This window comes from Fictibacillus macauensis ZFHKF-1 (assembly GCF_000269865.1).
GTDB lineage: Bacteria > Bacillota > Bacilli > Bacillales > Fictibacillaceae > Fictibacillus_C > Fictibacillus_C macauensis.
In genome coordinates this window covers 162,524-178,917 of the sequence record NZ_AKKV01000030.1, presented here as the reverse complement: position 1 = coordinate 178,917, position 16,394 = coordinate 162,524, and the positions used below count along the sequence as shown (strand labels likewise).

Sequence of the window (16,394 nt, the reverse complement as noted above, 5' to 3'; positions counted from 1 at the left end):
ATAGCCTATGGTAAAGAAATGTAAAATGAAAAGATGTGAGAATGTGAAACAATCGGTGATCCTTCGAACGGACGGAGAATTGTATAGCGCTTTGAATCAGAAAAATAACTACTCTTCAGAAACAAAGCAATGCATAGAGCAAACGGTTGAAAAATTAATGAGTGAGACGACAGATTGCAATCGACCAGGGATGCTGCTTGGTAAAATTCAAAGTGGAAAAACCCGGACGTTTATTGGCATTGCAGGACTAGCCTTCGATAATGGTTATGAGGTGGCGATCGTGTTAACGAAAGGAACACGGGCGCTTGCTAAGCAGACGTATGAACGACTGAGTGATGAATTTGCTGACCAACAGGAACTCGATGCGCTTCAAGTGTTTGATATTATGACCTTACCGAGTAATTTAACGAATTATGAGCTAAATCAAAAGCTAATGATCGTTGTGAAAAAAGAAAAGAACAATATGAATCGCCTTCATGAGGCGCTCTTTAAACGCTATCCGCAATTGCAGCAGAAGCGAACGCTTCTTATTGATGATGAAGCTGATTTTGCTAGTTTTGGTTTTACGAAAACAAAAAGTGAAATTCTTGAAATCAATGTTATCGCAGGTCAAATTGATACGATTCGTAAACAACTTACACAGGCAAGTTTTCTACAAGTAACAGCCACGCCCTATTCCCTTTATTTACAACCGGCTACTCTCCAAAAAGGCAATGTGCGTTTTCAACCCATTAAGCCAGCGTTTACGTCGCTCGTACCGGTACCAGATTCCTATATTGGCAGTGAGTATTATTTTAAAAAAAGTCGAGAGCGCCGCTCCATTGCTGCCTATTTATATGAACCAATTGCTGAAGAGGAGCTCGTTGTGTTAAAAAAACAAGATCGTCGACGCTTTAAGTTAGAAGAAGCATTGCACAGTAGGCGGATCCGCTCCTTGCGTTCGGCATTTCTTCACTTTATTGTAGGTGGTGTAATACGGCGTTTGCAATGTAGGGATGAAGGCAAACGCCAAGAAAAGTATAGTTTTATTATTCATACGGAAATGGCGAAAAAAGCACATGAGTGGCAAGAAGAAATCGCTTTAGAAATCAAGCAGCAGCTTACGGAAGCGGCGGAAACTGATGCTCTCTATTTAACAAAATTAGTTGAGGAAGCGTATTGTAACATTGTTGCGTCTCTGTCACTTACAGAGCGACCTGTTCCGTCATTTGAGCGGGTGAAATTTGAAGCCATTTATGCGCTAGCACAAGATCATGTGATGATTACGAAAGTGAACTCAGAACGAGATGTAAATGAATTATTAGATCGCTCGGGTCAGTTAAAGCTTCGGGTACCATTAAATATTTTCATTGGTGGACAAATTTTAGATCGAGGCATTACGGTTTCGAATCTGATTGGTTTTTATTATGGTCGCAATCCGCGCACCTTCCAACAAGATACCGTGCTACAGCATTCTCGTATGTTTGGCTATCGTCCGTTAGAAGACGTAGCAGTTACGCGCTTTTATACAACAGAGGCCATCTATGCTGTCATGGAAAAAATCCATGAATTTGATACAGCACTTCGTCGTGCTCTCCATAAAGGACATGGGAAAAATGGCGTAGTTTTCATTCAAAGAGATCAAAGTGAACAACTCATTCCATGTTCTCCGAATAAAATTGTGCTATCAAACATTACAACGCTAAAACCGTATAAACGAATGTTGCCAGTTGGTTTTCAAACACGCTATAAAACGTATATGACACAACCAATGCGCATGCTCGATCAAGCAATTAAGAAAGTAGAGCAAGGTGATACACCAGTGCTGATCGACTATAGAATGGCTAGGCAAATCGTTGATCACATTGCTGAAACATTTGATGGTGAAGCGGGAAACCCGTGGGACGTAACAGCTTTTCTTTCGTGCTTAGAATATTTAGCACAACATGTGCCCAAACGTGACAAAGGAAAGGTGTGGTTAATCATTCGCCGCGGTCGGAATATGGGGCGGATGCGTCAGCAAACGGGACGTTTTGAAGATGCTCCAGATACACCATCTAGTAAAAACAGTGAACTGCGTATAGCGAGAGAAATTGGCGATCAGCATCCTGTGTTGATTCTTACAGAACAACAAGGCTCAGAAGACAAAGGATGGCGGGGTTCCCGGTTCTGGTGGCCAATCCTTGTTGCACAGCGAGCGACCCCACCGATCGTTTTTACGAGTGCAACAATGAACGACGAATAAGTATCCACATTTCCCCCAACTTTATGAGGATAGAAAAAAACCGACATATTTACTAGCATAGTTCATAAAAATGAGGAAGTAAGTAATTTTGAGAAGAGGGGGAGACGGATGGAATCACAGTCACAGCAAGCTTCACAAGGAAATGGAATGGCGATTACGAGCTTAATTTTAGGGATTGTTGGTTTTGTGTTAGGTATTTGGCCATTTGTTGGCTGGTTCTTTTTACCTGCTTGGATTCTTGCTATTATCTTTGGTGCTGTTGGACTAAAAAGTAATCAATCTCGTGGTATGGCACTTACTGGGATTATTCTGGGCATTCTCATTACTTTATATAAATTTGGCTTTTGGTTCATCGTAGCTCTCGTCTCATAGAAAAACGCTTAAACGGTTCAGGTAAGAGTGGACCGTTTAAGCGTTTTTTTTTAGTGAAGGGAATGATGCTGATTTGAAACATCATGAAGTATTTTCTTCTTATCACGTACTTTCAAAACAATGACGAGAACAGCGAGTATAACGGCAATAACCGCTAGCCATACGAACGTCATAATGGTTACGCCCTCTTTTCCGGCAAACCCAAGCTTAGAAAAGAAAACATACATGCCAAGCATTGCAAAAATAACAATACCTGATGCTTCAAATCGATGCTTCCAAGGTTGAATATTGACTTTACCTGTGATTGGAAGCGCGTAAGGAGTGTGTCTTGGCTTAAGAGTCCCAACAATCATCATTACGATCACACATACAACAAACAAGATGGCTAATTGATATAAATAGTGGATATCAGGCTTGATCACGAGCTGTAATAGCGCATAAACAGAAACGAACAGTGCCAGTGAAATTTTTGCCGCTACAGCGGGAATGCGTTTTGATAAATATCCGACTACGATGACGGTTAAAATGGGCACATTCGTAAAGCCATTCACCATTTGTAAATATTGAAACAGTCCGTTAGGTGCATACATAATAAAGGGTGCGATAAAAAGGGAGGCGATCGTTAAGATGATGCCGAACCATTTTCCTTTTTTAATAATAGAAGCTTCTGAGGTTGCCTTATTTTTCGCTTTATAGACGTTGATTGAGAATAAAGTACTCGCACTATTGAGCATCCCGTTAAACGTACTTAAAACAGCGCCGAACATCACAGCTGCGAAGAAGCCTTTCATCGCGCCTGGCAATACGTCATTTACAAGTTGTGGATACACATAATCACTATTGCTAATGGAATTACCATACATTTTAAAAGCAATGATGCCTGGAATGATAATGAAGAACGGAGTCATGACTTTCATAAAGGCAGCAAGCACCACTCCTTTTTGTCCTTCCTTTAAATTAGTCGCGCCGAGTACGCGTTGAATGATGGCCTGATCGGTTCCCCAATAGTACAAGTTTACAAGTAGCATGCCTGTAAATAGAGTCCCAAAGGGTTCAGGATCAGTCGATGAGCCAATGGCATTCATTTTTGCATCATTACCTTCAAAAAGCTTACTAAAGCCGCTTGTGAAATGGCCGTGCCCGAGACTACGAAGGCTAAAATATAAGACAGCAAAGCCAATAATTAGTAAGCCAATCCCATAAATCGTATCAGAAATGGCAATCCCCTTTAAGCCACCAAATAGCGTGTAGATGGCACCGATAATACCAATAGCCCACACCATAACCCAAATGGCTGCGCTTTGGCTAATGTGAAACGACCCGGCCACATCAAAAATTTGTCCAAGTGCGACAGAGCCTGTATAAAGGGTGACAGGGATCCCATTTAAGATATAACCAGCCATAAATAAATACGTAACAAATGTTTTCACGCCAGTATCATAACGATCTTCTAAAAATTCAGGAATCGTTGTAATGGCTGCCTTTAAATAGCGAGGAATGAGAAAAAAAGCAACTACGACGAGCGCTAAGCCTGACGTCACTTCCCAGCTTATGACCGACATATTGTTTTTATACGCTTGTCCACTCATACCAATAAAGTTTACGGTACTTAAGTTTGTAAGCATGAGGGAGGCGGCAATTACGCCGCCTTTCAAACTTCTACCACCTAAAAAATACGTATCGTTCGTATGCACTTCATTTACTTTTCCTTTTGATTTATAGTACGTAAAAGCACCAACAAATCCTGTAAAGATTAAAAAAGTAATAATTGTTAACCACTGCATCCTCATTACCTCCTTTACTGTTCTTTACGCATGATACACGGGAAGCCACGTACCATGTGCGGTGATAAGATCATCACAAAGGGCGATGATTTTCTCTAGTGAAAGCTCAGCTGCAGTATGAGGATCAAGGAATGCAGCCTGATATACAGCACTTTTCTTGTTGGTCATAGCCGCTTCAATTGTAAGCAACTGCGTATTAATGTTCGTTCGATTTAAGGCAGCTAACTGTTCAGGAAGTTCGCCCATTGAACAAGGCTTTAAACCGTTGCGATCAGCGACGCACGGCACTTCGACGACGGCTTTAGCTGGTAAGTTGGAGATAAGTCCTTCTGTGTTAAGAACGTTTCCAGCAAAGACGAAAGGGGTATTGGTTTCCATCGCTTCAATAATTCTTGAGCCATATTCTCGTGAGCGTTCGTGTGTTAATTGCTCATTCATCACTAAATCATCACGCATTTTTTCCCAATCTGTAATCTGCTTTTCACAGCGCCGCAAATATTCATCGATTGGGATGTTAAGCTGGTTGATCAGCTCTGGCTCATTTGCCTTAATGAAATACGGATGATATTCCGCGTTATGCTCAGACGATTCAGTTACATAATAGCCAAACTTATCCATAAGCTCGAAACGAACCATGTCATTGTGAAGCTGCTTTTGCTTTTCTTTTGCACGTCGTTTAATTTCTGGATATAAATCTTCACCGTTTCGCTTAATTTCAAGTAACCAAGCCATGTGATTAATGCCGGCAATGCGCTCTTCAATATGATCAGTTGGTAGATCGAGTGATGCTAGCAAATGCTCGGTACAAACTTGCACACTATGACAAAGACCTACTGCTTTAATCTTTGTATAACGAAGGACAGCTCCAGTTAGTGTAGCCATTGGATTGCTATAGTTTAAAAGCCAGGCATCAGGACAAACCTCTTCCATTTCATGAGCGATTTCAAGTAAGACAGGAATGGTACGTAAAGAACGGAATACACCACCAATGCCAACCGTATCGGCAATCGTTTGCTGAAGGCCGTATTTTTTTGGTATCTCAAAATCAATTACGGTGCTCGGTTTATAGCCACCAACTTGAATCGCATTAATTACATAGGACGCGCCATCTAAAGCTGGTCGGCGTTCTTTATAGGCCGTAATGGTGACACGCGCTTTCAAGTTTTGCTTCAACTGCGTCAGCATCATTTCTGATTCGTGAAGGCGCTTGAAATCAATGTCATATAGAGCAAACTCAAAGTCTTGTAGGGCAAGAGAAAGCATGCAATCGCCTAAAATATTTTTTGCGAAAATCGTGCTACCAGCACCGATGAATGTAATTTTTTTCAAGAGAAATCCCTCTTTTCTATCAGAAATTAGTAAAAAAGAATGTAAAATAAATTAATTAAGTTATGTTATACTCGATAGTAAAGCGCTTTCAATAAGAATTCAATGGTAAATAAATGCGTTAGGAGGGTTGAAAATTGCGATTTCACGTTTTGGAAAAGCCATATGGTTCTTCTGCTCTTCACTATGAAGCTCGTGAGCTCACCTCTCCTGCTAATCTATGGTATGCAGGGTGGGAGCGCTGGACTTCCTCTCATTTTATAAAGAATCATCTGTTTTTAAATGAAACTATGTCTAACGGATATTTGTTTCTGTATACAACAAAAGGAACAGGTCACATAGAGCTAAATGGAGAAACCGTTTCTGTAAAACCAGGAGATGCGATCGTCGTAGAGAAGAGTGATGTAACTGTAAAAGATGTAGTTGAATGGGAGTTTATGTATGTTGTGCTGAATGGAGAAATCGCAAAGAAAAGTTGGGATTGCTACATTATAGAACAAGGAATGCGAACCTATTTGCCGTTGCACTCTCCACTTATTACATTGTTGTACGAAATTAATCAAGAAGTGTATGCCAAGAAAATTAACGATCCATACATAGCTTCCAGCCGAGCTTATCAATTTTCAATGACGTTACGCCGCGAAAGTCAAGAAAGTCTAGTACAAGAATTACCAGAATCACTGCAGAGCGCAGTACGTTGCATACACAAACAATTAAGCTCTCCACTCAGTGTAGACATGCTAGCCCAAGTCGCGGGCTTATCTAAATATTATTTCATTCAACAATTTCAGCGGCACTTAAATGAGACGCCCATGCAGTATGTAACAAATCAACGAATGAAGCGGGCGATGAAATGGTTATCAGTAAGTGATATGAGCATTGGCGAGATTGCAAAGCGAAGTGGCTATGAGAGTAGTAATTATTTTAGTAAAGTCTTTAAGCGTGTGAGTGGGGAATCACCGAGTTCCTTCCGTGAAAAGCACAAAGATGTGGTTTAAATAGAGAGGTGATAGTAAAGGCCAAGCAAAACGCAAAGGCATGATGTCACCTTTGCGTTCAATCATTACAAACAAAACTTAAACTCGGAAATGGGATATAGCAGTCTGTAACTTCTCAGCCATCTGCGCTAAAACGCTAGAAGCTGCAGTGATTTCTTGCATTGAGGCACTTTGTTCTTCGGTTTCTGAGGCTACTTGTTCGGCGTGTGCTGTTGCCTGTCGAGCAATGACGTTCACTTCTTTTACACCTTGAGCCATGGATTGGGTGAACTGCTGCAAAGAGCGCAAAGCGCTAACAACTTGCTTTACTTGTTCATCTACGCTCATCGTGACAGCATCAATTTCTTGAAAAGAGTTAGCTGTGTGCTCAGTAAGAGTCATGCCATGTTCAACAGCCATCACTCCTTCGTTCATAACGGTAACAGCTTGGATTGCATCTTTTTGAATACGATCAATGGTTGAGTGAATCTTATTAGAGGCTATCGCAGTTTCTTCGGCGAGCTTCCGTACTTCATCAGCCACTACACTAAATCCTTTGCCATGTTCTCCTGCTCGAGAAGCTTCAATGGCCGCGTTTAAGGAGAGGATATTCGTTTGTTGAGCAATATCAGTAATGGCTTGTGCATTTGTATCAATTAGCTTTGCTTGTTCGTTGAGAGCAGAGATTAAATCCGCTGTATGCTCAGCTTTTTGTTGAATGACTTGAATTTGTGTAACGACTTTTTGTAGAGCTTGTCCGCCTGTTTTTGAGGCAGTAGAAGCTTTACTAGATGCTTCTGAGAGTTGTTCTTGCCGATCTTTAATCGTAGTAATATGGCGAGCAACTTCATCCATTTGCCGATTTCCGCCTTCCATCGTTTCCAACTGCTGCTCAGATCCTGCTGAAATTTCTTGAACGGATTGTGCAATTTGTTGTGTGGCTTGAGAGGAAAACGCTGCACTGGCTGACAACTGCTCAGCCGTCGCGGCCACATGCTGAATATTCATCGTAACGTGGCTGAGTATGGCTTGCATTTGCTGCGTCATTTCATTAAAGTGGACCGTCATTTGTCCGAATTCATCCTTTGTGTTAACAGGAAGTAATGTTGTAAAATCTCCTTCCGCTAAAGAACGCGTATGTTTATTAATGCGTTGTAGCTGATTTTCCATATACCGGCTATTCAATATGGCAGCTCCAATTGCGATCACGAGCACGATTCCGCCAATGAGTACGATGCGTTGAAGCAAGGAGGAAATAGGTTGGAACAGTTCGTCTTCTGAGACGACGAGGGCAATAACCCAGCCGGTATCGCTCATTTTTTTGTAATACACGCGCTTTAATAAGGCTCCTTCAGTGAAAGAGGCAGATCCTTGATTGTGTCGCAACATATCTTTACCAACTTGCAGAAGTGAGGTATTTTCATCGTTAAGAATCGATGTTTTTATGATTTTCGTAGGATTCGTATTTGTTAAGTAGTTTCCATGACGATCCAAGACGAAAGCGCGTCCAGAATACCCAACGTTAATTTTTGAAATGAACCGCTGTAAATAGCGTAAGTCAATATCACTTGTAGTAACACCGAGAAAGCGGTGCTTGTTATTATAGAATGGAACTGAAATAGTGACCATAGGCACGTGCCCAGCTACATCATCGATATAAGGCTTAGTATAAATATAGGCTTGCTTCGTTTGCTTTCCATTTTTATACCAATCAAACTGAGTATAGGCTACTTTTTCATTCATATAGGCGTTAGTGTAATGAATGGCTCCTTGACTTCTAGAAGCATAGAAACCGAAGTTTTTAACGTTGTTCTTATACGCATAAGGCTCAAAAAAGATACCGCTTCCAAATGTCGTTGGGTTGGCTTTTAAGCCGTTGATTATGCGTTGTTTATAATCTTGTTTTGTAAGGATAGTAGCATCATCTTCAATGGTCCTTGCTACTATTTGAGGTAGCTTAGCATGGCCGACGAGCTCTGCTTGCTGTTGATTTAAAATACTATCAAGCTGATGATTCATTTTCTTTTCTACTTCTGAATTAATCAGTGATTTCGAATAAAAATAACTACTAACCGTCACGGCAATGAACAGTAAAAGAATGATGGGGATAAATGTTAAAATAGTTCGCCGTCGAAGGCTTTTAAACTGCATACAATTTGCCTCGCTCTCTCATTCAATAGGATACGTTAAATATCGTCCATTCCTAATATTTGTTAACGATATTTTTATAAAGAGCTGAATGTGAAGTAGAGGAATAGTAAGAAACCATACACCTTAGAAGAACAGAAAAGAGGAGATTCATGTGAAGCGATTACGTGTAATTCTTGGTACGATTATTGTCCAAATGGGTCTTGGTACGATTTATACGTGGAGTTTATTTAATCAGCCGCTTGTCAATGCATACGGCTGGAAGTTGAATGAGGTGGCCTTAACCTTTTCCATTACAAGTTTTGCCCTAGCGATTGCTACGTTGTTTGCCGGAAAGCTGCAAGAAAAATGGGGGATACGGCGCTTAGTGATCACGGCGGGCTTTGTACTCGGGATAGGATTACTTTTAAGCTCACAAGCTTCCTCACTCTGGCTGTTATATGGATTAGCTGGCGTCATCGTTGGTTTTGCAGATGGGACAGCCTATATTACATCATTATCGAATCTAATAAAATGGTTTCCGCGCCGTAAAGGACTGATTTCAGGTATTTCTGTAGGCGCTTACGGAACAGGTAGCCTTATATTTAAATACATTAATAATTACTTCATTCAAGTTGTGGGTGTATCGCATGCTTTTTACTATTGGGGAGGTATTGTCATGTTCCTCGTTATTGGCGGGGCCTTACTGCTCTCTGAGGCAAAAGGTAGTGAGGACTATGATAATCAAGAACAGTCACAAAAAAATTATTCAGTAAAAGAAATGCTACAAACAAAACAAGCATACTTATTATTTATTATCTTTTTTACCGCGTGTATGAGTGGCTTGTACTTAATAGGAATTGTGAAAGATATAGGTGTAAATCTTGCTCACTTAAATTTAGAAACCGCTGCTAATGCAGTAGCTCTTGTTGCAATCTTTAATACAATTGGACGCATTGTGCTAGGGGCGCTATCTGATCAAGTAGGTCGCTTAAAAGTAATCGCAGCGGCATTATTTGTAACAGCAACAGCAGTTACGATAATAAGTACGCTACCTCTAACGAAAGGGATATTCTTTGTTGTGGTAGCAGCAATTGCTTTTTGTTTCGGTGGCAATATTACAATCTTTCCTGCGCTCGTCGCTGACTTTTTTGGTTTAAAAAATCAAAGTAAAAACTATGGAATGATCTATCAAGGGTTTGGCTTAGGAGCATTAGCTGCTTCAAGTGTGGCTGTTCTACTCGGAGGGTTTGCGCCTACCTTTACGCTTATTGCATGCTTGAATGGGGTGTCGTTCATTATTGTATTGTTTATAAAGTCACCGCAAGCACACAATAATTCCCTTCCTCAGTCTCCTTAAATAGCCATTTCTGTTCTTTCCTTTCGGCTTGAAAACCGATACAGTGAAGGAAGCGGATTAGTAAAGGAGAGAATGAGATGAGTTATGTCCTAAGATGGCAAGAGGCAATGGTAGATCATACAGGTAACATGCCAAAGCGAATGATCGATGATGGCGCTGAAGAAGCGTTTTGGAAAACTCATTTACAAAAAAGAAAGCAAACAGAGCCGGATCCTTATGCACATGATGTTTATAGAGGAATTGCAAAATTAGTCCATAAGGAAGATACAGTATTGGAAATCGGTCCAGGTTGGGGGAATTATACGTTTTCCTTAGCGCGTGATGTAGAGCATGTGACTTGTGTGGATAGTGCCGAAGCCATTATACAATCGTTAGAAAAGCGTGCAGAGCAAGAAGGATATTATAACATGTCCTTTCTCCATAAAAAGTGGGAAGAGGCAACGCTGGTTCCACAACACGATGTGGTCTTTGGCTTTAATTGTTACTATCGAATGTTTCAGATTACAGAAGCACTTTTAAAAATGAACCGAACGGCTAAAAGGCTAGCGATTGTTGGCATGAACACAGGGCCAGAGAAACCACACTATATGGAACTCCATCGTCGTGGATTTACTATTTCATTACGTAAACGAGATTACATCGATCTTTTAAATATTTTATTTGAGTTAGGAATTCGAGCCAATTGTACGCTCATTCCGTTACAAAGTACGAAACTATACGGATCTTTCGATGAGGCTTTGAACGACAATGTGACGAAAATCGTTTCTCTTGATCATACGAAATTGGACGAGGTAGCAGACGTTCTCCGTTCACATTTAGTCGAAGAAAATGGAGGCTATCGGTACACCTATCACTTTCATGCTGCTTTATTGCATTGGACTCCGGTCAAAGGAATATAAAAAAGAACGACGTTTAAGCCGTACTTACGCGGCTTAAACGTCGTTCGTATTTTTATTACATAAAGCGTTGTACTAAGGTGTTTGGGCTTTCTTCATGAGAGGTGAGAATCATTCGGGAAAACACTTCTGTTCCAGAAGCAAGCTGATGACTGGACAGCTCATAACAATCTATCATGCGAATGAACTGCCATGAAACACGTTCACCATAACTATTCTGATACGTATGTTCCTTATCTTTTCCTAATGCCTGTGCCATGTGTACTGCTTCTTCACGAGAGCTAGCAAAAAGAATAATATGACTTTCTTCATACGTTTTTGTAAAAGGATCATAGTGTTCGTCCACGTGATGTGGTTCTCCATCATGAACGGCTTCAAATAATAAAGCCGCTGTGTACCAGCTCTTTGTTTCCTTTGCCATGTACAAGCCCCCTTAAAAGAATCGCTTATTGTAAGTGTGAAAGGATGGTATCGCAGAGTGCCATCGTACGCACATTATCTTGACCACTTGCAACAGGCGTTTGTCCTGTCTCACAGCAGTGCATAAAATGTACCATTTCCCCAACAAAGCCACGTAAGTACAAGTCACGATATGCTCCGGACATTGGTGTCATAGAAGGTGTATAAACCGTATCTGCTTCTTTTAATGATTTCCAAGGTAAATCATCGAACGTTTGTGATTTGTGAACCGTAAGACTTGTTACTTCATCTGCGTAGGCAAAGCCGTCATCAAAGGTTACGAGAACGTTTTCACTTTCTCTTGACCAAGCTGTCATGCCGGAGAAATAGAGGCTCCCAACAATGCCGTTTTCACATTTAATAGAAATGCTTTGAGAAATAAATTCGTTATCATTGTTGCGAAATCCTGTTACTTGCGCTGCTTCTCCAAATAAAAAACGAACAAGATCCACAATATGAATGGCTGCAAATTTCATAAATTGCTCTTCGTCTTTACAAAATGGCGTGCTGTTAACAGCAAATCGTGCTGTAAAGGAACGAGCTTTTCCTAATGATTCACCATCAATGAGTTCTTTTAATTGTGTGTAAATAGGCGCAAAACGCTTCATGAAACCAACCATGAGAACAACGCCAGCTTTTTCTGCCGCTTCAGCAAGCATAGCAGCTTCTTTTTCACTCATGCCAAGCGGTTTCTCAACATATACATTCTTGCCAGCTGCAATACAATCAAGAACAAGAGAAGGGTGGTCATCCGGTTGCGCAATGACAACAACACCGTCGCATTCTTCGTTTTCGAGCATGCTTTTATAGTCGTCATAAGGCGTTCCCGTACTTCCGAAGCGCGTTAGTGCACTTTGAGATCGTTCTTTGCTACGTGTAGCAATGGCAACGATTTCAGCACCGGCTTCAACAACAGCAGGGTAAATGTTCGTCGTGGCATGAAAGCCTGCACCAATAAAGCATAATTTTGTTTTTTTCATAAAGCAATCGTCTCCTAGTTTTTACTTAAAAATCTTTATCAAAATAGCATACTACGTTTCGCTTGTCTAATTTAACCTCTATAGGTTGCGCGGTTTTTAAGAAGACTATGTAAGAGCAGAAGACTCTTCATAATAAGAATCATTCTTTCATATTTATAAAGTGATGGGTGAACTACGGAGGTGGAGAATGAAAAAGACGTTAACCTTCAACAAACGAGGAAATTTGACGCCTGGAAAGCATTTTCTAACATGGGATGAACTTATGCGGGCCTTTGGCACGAATGCACATCGAAAAACGTTACTTGCTGGAATGAAGCGGGGACTGCAAATTTTAAAGAAAGCTGGGTGTAAGAGAGTGTATATAGATGGCAGTTTCGTTACACTTAAGAAGGTACCTGGTGATTATGATCTTGTCTGGGATGAACGCCACGTCAATACACATGTATTACAACAACTAGAACCTTTATTTTACGGTAAATTCCGTGATACGACCTTACAGAGAAAAAAATACCTTGGAGAATATTTTCCGGCAATGATGATTGCAATTGATCGGGTAATTGATGGTAAGAATCCTTGTTTTCTAGATATGTTTCAGACGGAAAGATACACTGATTATCCTAAAGGAATTGTATCATTAGATCTACAGGAGCTGCTATGATTACGAATGATCGAGAACGTTCAATGAGCTATAAACGATTGGAAAGCCTATTATGGCAGAAGGAACAATTAAAAACGTATGCGCTTTGTGAGACGGAAAAACAGGAGTATCATGCCATTTACGATGAATTCATCCGACGCATTCAGGAGGAACAAGCGCTCTATGATGAATATCATTCTTCAGCGCAGAAAATTATGATTGAAGCGATTGCGCTTGAGCCGGTTATTTCAGATATTCCGACTTTACTCCAAGCTCTTACAATAGAAAGTATTCAAAATAAACAAGAAGCACTAGACTTTAGAACGTGTAATGAGAGCACATTCCGAAAGAGAGTAGCAGACTCCAAGCTTTCGATTGCACCTACTATCCTACAATTATTCAAAAAGAATCTGCGTAGTGAGCTGGAGATACTGCAAAATCAAGGTGTATCTCTTGCCTTTTATGAGCACAAACTCCCTTTGTATTCTGATGGAGAATATAGTACATTATGCAGTTTGTATTTAATGCATAAGTTTACTTCCTTTTTAACGCCTAAGAGCAATGAACCTGTACCGATGCGTCTTCATAAAGGATACTTGCGATGGATCAGTGAACAAGTAGGAAAAACGGTAGACGTAAAAAGGAACATTGGTAGCATAGTAACTGAGGATGACATACGCCAATCTTCAAATGAGCTATTGAAAATGTGCGTAAAAACCGGCATATATGTAGTGCCTATTGAGGGAGCGGAAAAGTATGTTTTTTCTTATTTTCGAGAAAATGGAAAAATAATGCTTTGCTTGTCTCCAAATTATCCCCTTCACTTTACCTTACTATGTGCGCTTTGGTGTATTAGGCATCACGAGGAGCATTCTGAGCTGATTGTATACAAACATATACCAAGAGAAGCGCTTGTATTTGCCAAGAGCGTCCGTGCTTCAAGTAAACAGAAAGCAATGCTGCATAGAGAACGTTTGCTTACTGCTTTTTTTGAAGTGGCTAATTTAACAGCGTTAACAGAGGACGCGCACTTTTCAATAATGGCTGCTTTATTAGCAGAAGAGAAATTGATTTAAAATTATGAAAAAACACTTGTATATCCCTGCCTTTTTTTGTATGTTTAGTTCATAATATAGTGAAAAAAGGCAGGAATTCGAATGAAAGAATGGACTGAACCTCGCGCTCTTTATGAACGATGTGAGGAGATGAGAAGAGCGGTTTTACATGAGTATCACGTATTGCTAGCTGCATGCCCTCATCTGGATCAGGAAAGTGTTGATACTGTTCATAAGAAGGTGATGAATGAATGGAGGCTGTATGCGGAACTTCTAAAAGAAGCAGAGCATCACTCAAACCATCTAGAGAAATAAAGGGATAACCCAAAAGATGGTATGAAATAAGAGTTGAATATTCATACCGTTCACTTTATAATTGGTACAAGCTTTACAACTACATATACAAAATCCTCATCACATCCGATGAGGTAGAGGTCGCAACTTTTAAGAGTAGAACAGACGAGATGCAGAGAACATCAAAGACTCAGCTTGAAAGGAAAAGTTGCCGAAGTTTGTGTTTTACTCTGAAAGCATAAGCTGGGACTGTATCCGAATAGGAACAGAACTGTCACGCATAGCAGGATACTGGTATGCGAGTTGTGCTATCTTACGGGAGGTTTGATGCGGATTCTATTAGAATAGCTGTCACACTTTTGACGGCTTTTTTAGTACCCGCTCCTTCCTAAACAAAAAGGAGTCTTTTTTATGCAGAAAATCGAAAAAAGTTCAAACAGACATTCCGCCACGTCACAAGAAGCACCAACAGAGCTTAAAAGAGGCTTGAAATCTCGACATTTAACGATGATTTCTTTGGGAGGTACGATTGGAACCGGGTTGTTTTTAGCAAGTGGTGGTTCTATTCATAATGCCGGTCCAGGTGGAGCACTGCTTTCTTACGCTGTCATTGGAATTATGGTCTTTTTCTTAATGACAAGCTTGGCAGAGATGGCATCCTTTATGCCAGTTGCGGGCTCCTTTAGTACGTATGCTACGAAATTCGTCGATCCATCGCTCGGATTTGCGCTTGGTTGGAATTATTGGTATAACTGGGCGATTACAATTGCGGCTGAACTAGCAGCGGTTACATTAATTATGAAATTTTGGTTTCCGAATACACCCTCGTTCATATGGAGCGCTCTTTTCCTAGCTATTATGTTTTTTCTTAACTATTTATCTGTTAAAGGATTTGGAGAAGCGGAATATTGGTTCTCTTTAATAAAAGTAGTCACAGTTATTGTTTTTCTTGTATTAGGAACACTTATGATCATTGGTATTCTTGGTGACCAAGCGCCAGTTGGTTTTAAAAACTTTACAATTGGCGATGCGCCATTTCATGGTGGGTTCTTTGCAACACTTGGCGTGTTTATGGCAGCTGGATTTTCATTTCAGGGAACAGAGCTACTTGGTGTTGCTGCTGGTGAAACGGAAAACCCACGAAAAAACATTCCAATTGCCATTCGCAGTGTATTTTGGCGTATTCTCTTATTTTACATTTTAGCGATTTTTGTTATTAGTTTAATTATTCCATATACAGATAGTCGATTAGCAAGTGATGCTATTACAGTAAGTCCTTTTACGCTCGTTTTTGATCGAGCGGGAATTGCTTTTGCAGCTTCAGTGATGAATGCCATTATTTTAACGGCAGTTCTGTCTGCAGGAAACTCGGGAATGTATGCTTCGACGAGAATGTTATGGAATATGGCGCGAGAAGGGCAAGCGCCGAAGTTTTTAGGTAAGCTCGATCGTCGGGGTGTGCCTGTTGCTGCCTTGATCGTAACAACAGCTGTGGGCGCTTTAGCATTTTTTGCTTCTTTATTTGGAGATGGCAAAGTATACACATGGTTGTTAAATGCATCGGGTATGTCAGGCTTTATTGCTTGGCTAGGTATTGCAATTAGCCATTACCGTTTCCGACGTGCCTATGTAGCACAGGGACGAGACCTACGGCAGTTGCCTTATCGATCAAAATTCTTTCCATTTGGCCCACTGTTTGCTTTTGCGCTATGTGTGTTTGTCGTTCTTGGTCAGAATTACAATGCCTTTTTAGGTGAACACATTGCTTGGGGAGATGTTCTCATTTCCTACATTGGTCTACCGGTGTTTATTCTTGTGTGGTTAATCTATAAGTTTGTAAAGAAAACAAAGGTAGTGCCGTTGCAAAAATGTGATTTCGAATAAGATTAAATCACTTAGGTAA

14 protein-coding genes and 1 riboswitch are annotated in these 16,394 nt (G+C 40.5%); of the genes, 9 read left to right on the top strand and 5 right to left on the bottom strand.

The features are described 5' to 3' along the window. The first annotated feature begins 25 nt into the window (after positions 1-25). Both A374_RS14090 and A374_RS14085 read left to right on the top strand, forming a co-directional pair. A complete protein-coding gene (locus tag A374_RS14090) occupies positions 26-2,224 on the top strand; it encodes a Z1 domain-containing protein (RefSeq protein WP_040340597.1) in 2,199 nt (732 codons plus the stop codon). Between the two features lie 108 nt (positions 2,225-2,332). Next, the gene (locus A374_RS14085) at positions 2,333-2,596 is read left to right on the top strand and encodes a hypothetical protein (RefSeq protein ID WP_007202898.1); all 264 of its coding nucleotides are present in this window, start codon (positions 2,333-2,335) and stop codon (positions 2,594-2,596) included. 50 nt (positions 2,597-2,646) lie between these two features. Here A374_RS14085 and A374_RS14080 read toward each other — a convergent pair whose 3' ends face one another. After that, the gene (locus A374_RS14080; RefSeq protein WP_007202897.1) at positions 2,647-4,380 is read right to left on the bottom strand and encodes a solute:sodium symporter family transporter; all 1,734 of its coding nucleotides are present in this window, start codon (positions 4,378-4,380) and stop codon (positions 2,647-2,649) included. A 24-nt stretch (positions 4,381-4,404) separates the two neighbouring features. After that, positions 4,405-5,709, bottom strand: a complete 1,305-nt coding sequence (melA, locus tag A374_RS14075) for an alpha-glucosidase/alpha-galactosidase (RefSeq protein WP_007202896.1) — start codon at positions 5,707-5,709, stop codon at positions 4,405-4,407. 134 nt (positions 5,710-5,843) lie between these two features. Here melA and A374_RS14070 point away from each other — a divergent pair, with 134 nt between their 5' ends. After that, complete coding sequence (locus A374_RS14070) at positions 5,844-6,704, top strand: AraC family transcriptional regulator (RefSeq protein WP_007202895.1); 861 nt, start codon at positions 5,844-5,846, stop codon at positions 6,702-6,704. A gap of 78 nt (positions 6,705-6,782) precedes the next feature. Here A374_RS14070 and A374_RS14065 read toward each other — a convergent pair whose 3' ends face one another. Then, a complete protein-coding gene (locus A374_RS14065; protein ID WP_007202894.1) occupies positions 6,783-8,834 on the bottom strand; it encodes a methyl-accepting chemotaxis protein in 2,052 nt (683 codons plus the stop codon). A gap of 151 nt (positions 8,835-8,985) precedes the next feature. On the opposite strand from A374_RS14065, the gene A374_RS14060 reads away from it, so the two are divergent. Together A374_RS14060 and A374_RS14055 are read left to right on the top strand one after the other, a co-directional pair. Then, complete coding sequence (locus A374_RS14060) at positions 8,986-10,170, top strand: L-lactate MFS transporter (protein ID WP_007202893.1); 1,185 nt, start codon at positions 8,986-8,988, stop codon at positions 10,168-10,170. Between the two features lie 77 nt (positions 10,171-10,247). After that, entirely contained in the window at positions 10,248-11,069 is an 822-nt protein-coding gene (locus A374_RS14055; protein ID WP_007202892.1) for a class I SAM-dependent methyltransferase, read from the top strand. A 55-nt stretch (positions 11,070-11,124) separates the two neighbouring features. On the opposite strand, the gene A374_RS14050 is transcribed toward A374_RS14055, so the two are convergent. Next, positions 11,125-11,487 carry a DUF4288 domain-containing protein gene (locus A374_RS14050; protein ID WP_007202891.1) on the bottom strand — a complete coding sequence of 121 codons (363 nt, stop codon included), beginning with the start codon at positions 11,485-11,487 and terminating at the stop codon, positions 11,125-11,127. A 25-nt stretch (positions 11,488-11,512) separates the two neighbouring features. Beyond that, complete coding sequence (locus A374_RS14045) at positions 11,513-12,505, bottom strand: Gfo/Idh/MocA family protein (RefSeq protein WP_007202890.1); 993 nt, start codon at positions 12,503-12,505, stop codon at positions 11,513-11,515. A 187-nt stretch (positions 12,506-12,692) separates the two neighbouring features. Between A374_RS14045 and A374_RS14040 the strand changes: the two genes are divergently transcribed. The 4 genes from A374_RS14040 (at position 12,693) to A374_RS14025 (ending at position 16,375) form a co-directional block, all read left to right on the top strand. Next, positions 12,693-13,163: a DUF6932 family protein gene (locus A374_RS14040; protein ID WP_007202889.1), complete on the top strand. Its 471-nt coding sequence runs from the start codon at positions 12,693-12,695 to the stop codon at positions 13,161-13,163. After that, positions 13,160-14,218: a hypothetical protein gene (locus A374_RS14035; RefSeq protein WP_007202888.1), complete on the top strand. Its 1,059-nt coding sequence runs from the start codon at positions 13,160-13,162 to the stop codon at positions 14,216-14,218. The genes A374_RS14040 and A374_RS14035 overlap by 4 nt, the downstream gene beginning before the upstream one ends. Positions 14,219-14,299: 81 nt before the next feature. Beyond that, positions 14,300-14,512, top strand: coding sequence for a hypothetical protein (locus tag A374_RS14030; RefSeq protein WP_007202887.1), 213 nt, complete (start codon positions 14,300-14,302; stop codon positions 14,510-14,512). 106 nt (positions 14,513-14,618) lie between these two features. Then, positions 14,619-14,810, top strand: a riboswitch (Lysine riboswitch). Between the two features lie 92 nt (positions 14,811-14,902). After that, positions 14,903-16,375 carry an amino acid permease gene (locus A374_RS14025; RefSeq protein ID WP_007202886.1) on the top strand — a complete coding sequence of 491 codons (1,473 nt, stop codon included), beginning with the start codon at positions 14,903-14,905 and terminating at the stop codon, positions 16,373-16,375. Positions 16,376-16,394: the final 19 nt, after the last annotated feature.

Excerpts from the sequence above, each read along its gene's own strand:
- A374_RS14090 (WP_040340597.1), top strand. The coding sequence starts at position 26 with ATGAAAAGATGTGAGAATGTGAAACAATCGGTGATCCTTCGAACGGAC.
- A374_RS14085 (WP_007202898.1), top strand. The coding sequence starts at position 2,333 with ATGGAATCACAGTCACAGCAAGCTTCACAAGGAAATGGAATGGCGATT.
- A374_RS14080 (WP_007202897.1), bottom strand. The coding sequence starts at position 4,380 with ATGCAGTGGTTAACAATTATTACTTTTTTAATCTTTACAGGATTTGTT.
- A374_RS14065 (WP_007202894.1), bottom strand. The coding sequence starts at position 8,834 with ATGCAGTTTAAAAGCCTTCGACGGCGAACTATTTTAACATTTATCCCC.
- A374_RS14055 (WP_007202892.1), top strand. The coding sequence starts at position 10,248 with ATGAGTTATGTCCTAAGATGGCAAGAGGCAATGGTAGATCATACAGGT.
- A374_RS14050 (WP_007202891.1), bottom strand. The coding sequence starts at position 11,487 with ATGGCAAAGGAAACAAAGAGCTGGTACACAGCGGCTTTATTATTTGAA.
- A374_RS14045 (WP_007202890.1), bottom strand. The coding sequence starts at position 12,505 with ATGAAAAAAACAAAATTATGCTTTATTGGTGCAGGCTTTCATGCCACG.
- A374_RS14040 (WP_007202889.1), top strand. The coding sequence starts at position 12,693 with ATGAAAAAGACGTTAACCTTCAACAAACGAGGAAATTTGACGCCTGGA.
- A374_RS14035 (WP_007202888.1), top strand. The coding sequence starts at position 13,160 with ATGATTACGAATGATCGAGAACGTTCAATGAGCTATAAACGATTGGAA.
- A374_RS14030 (WP_007202887.1), top strand. The coding sequence starts at position 14,300 with ATGAAAGAATGGACTGAACCTCGCGCTCTTTATGAACGATGTGAGGAG.
- A374_RS14025 (WP_007202886.1), top strand. The coding sequence starts at position 14,903 with ATGCAGAAAATCGAAAAAAGTTCAAACAGACATTCCGCCACGTCACAA.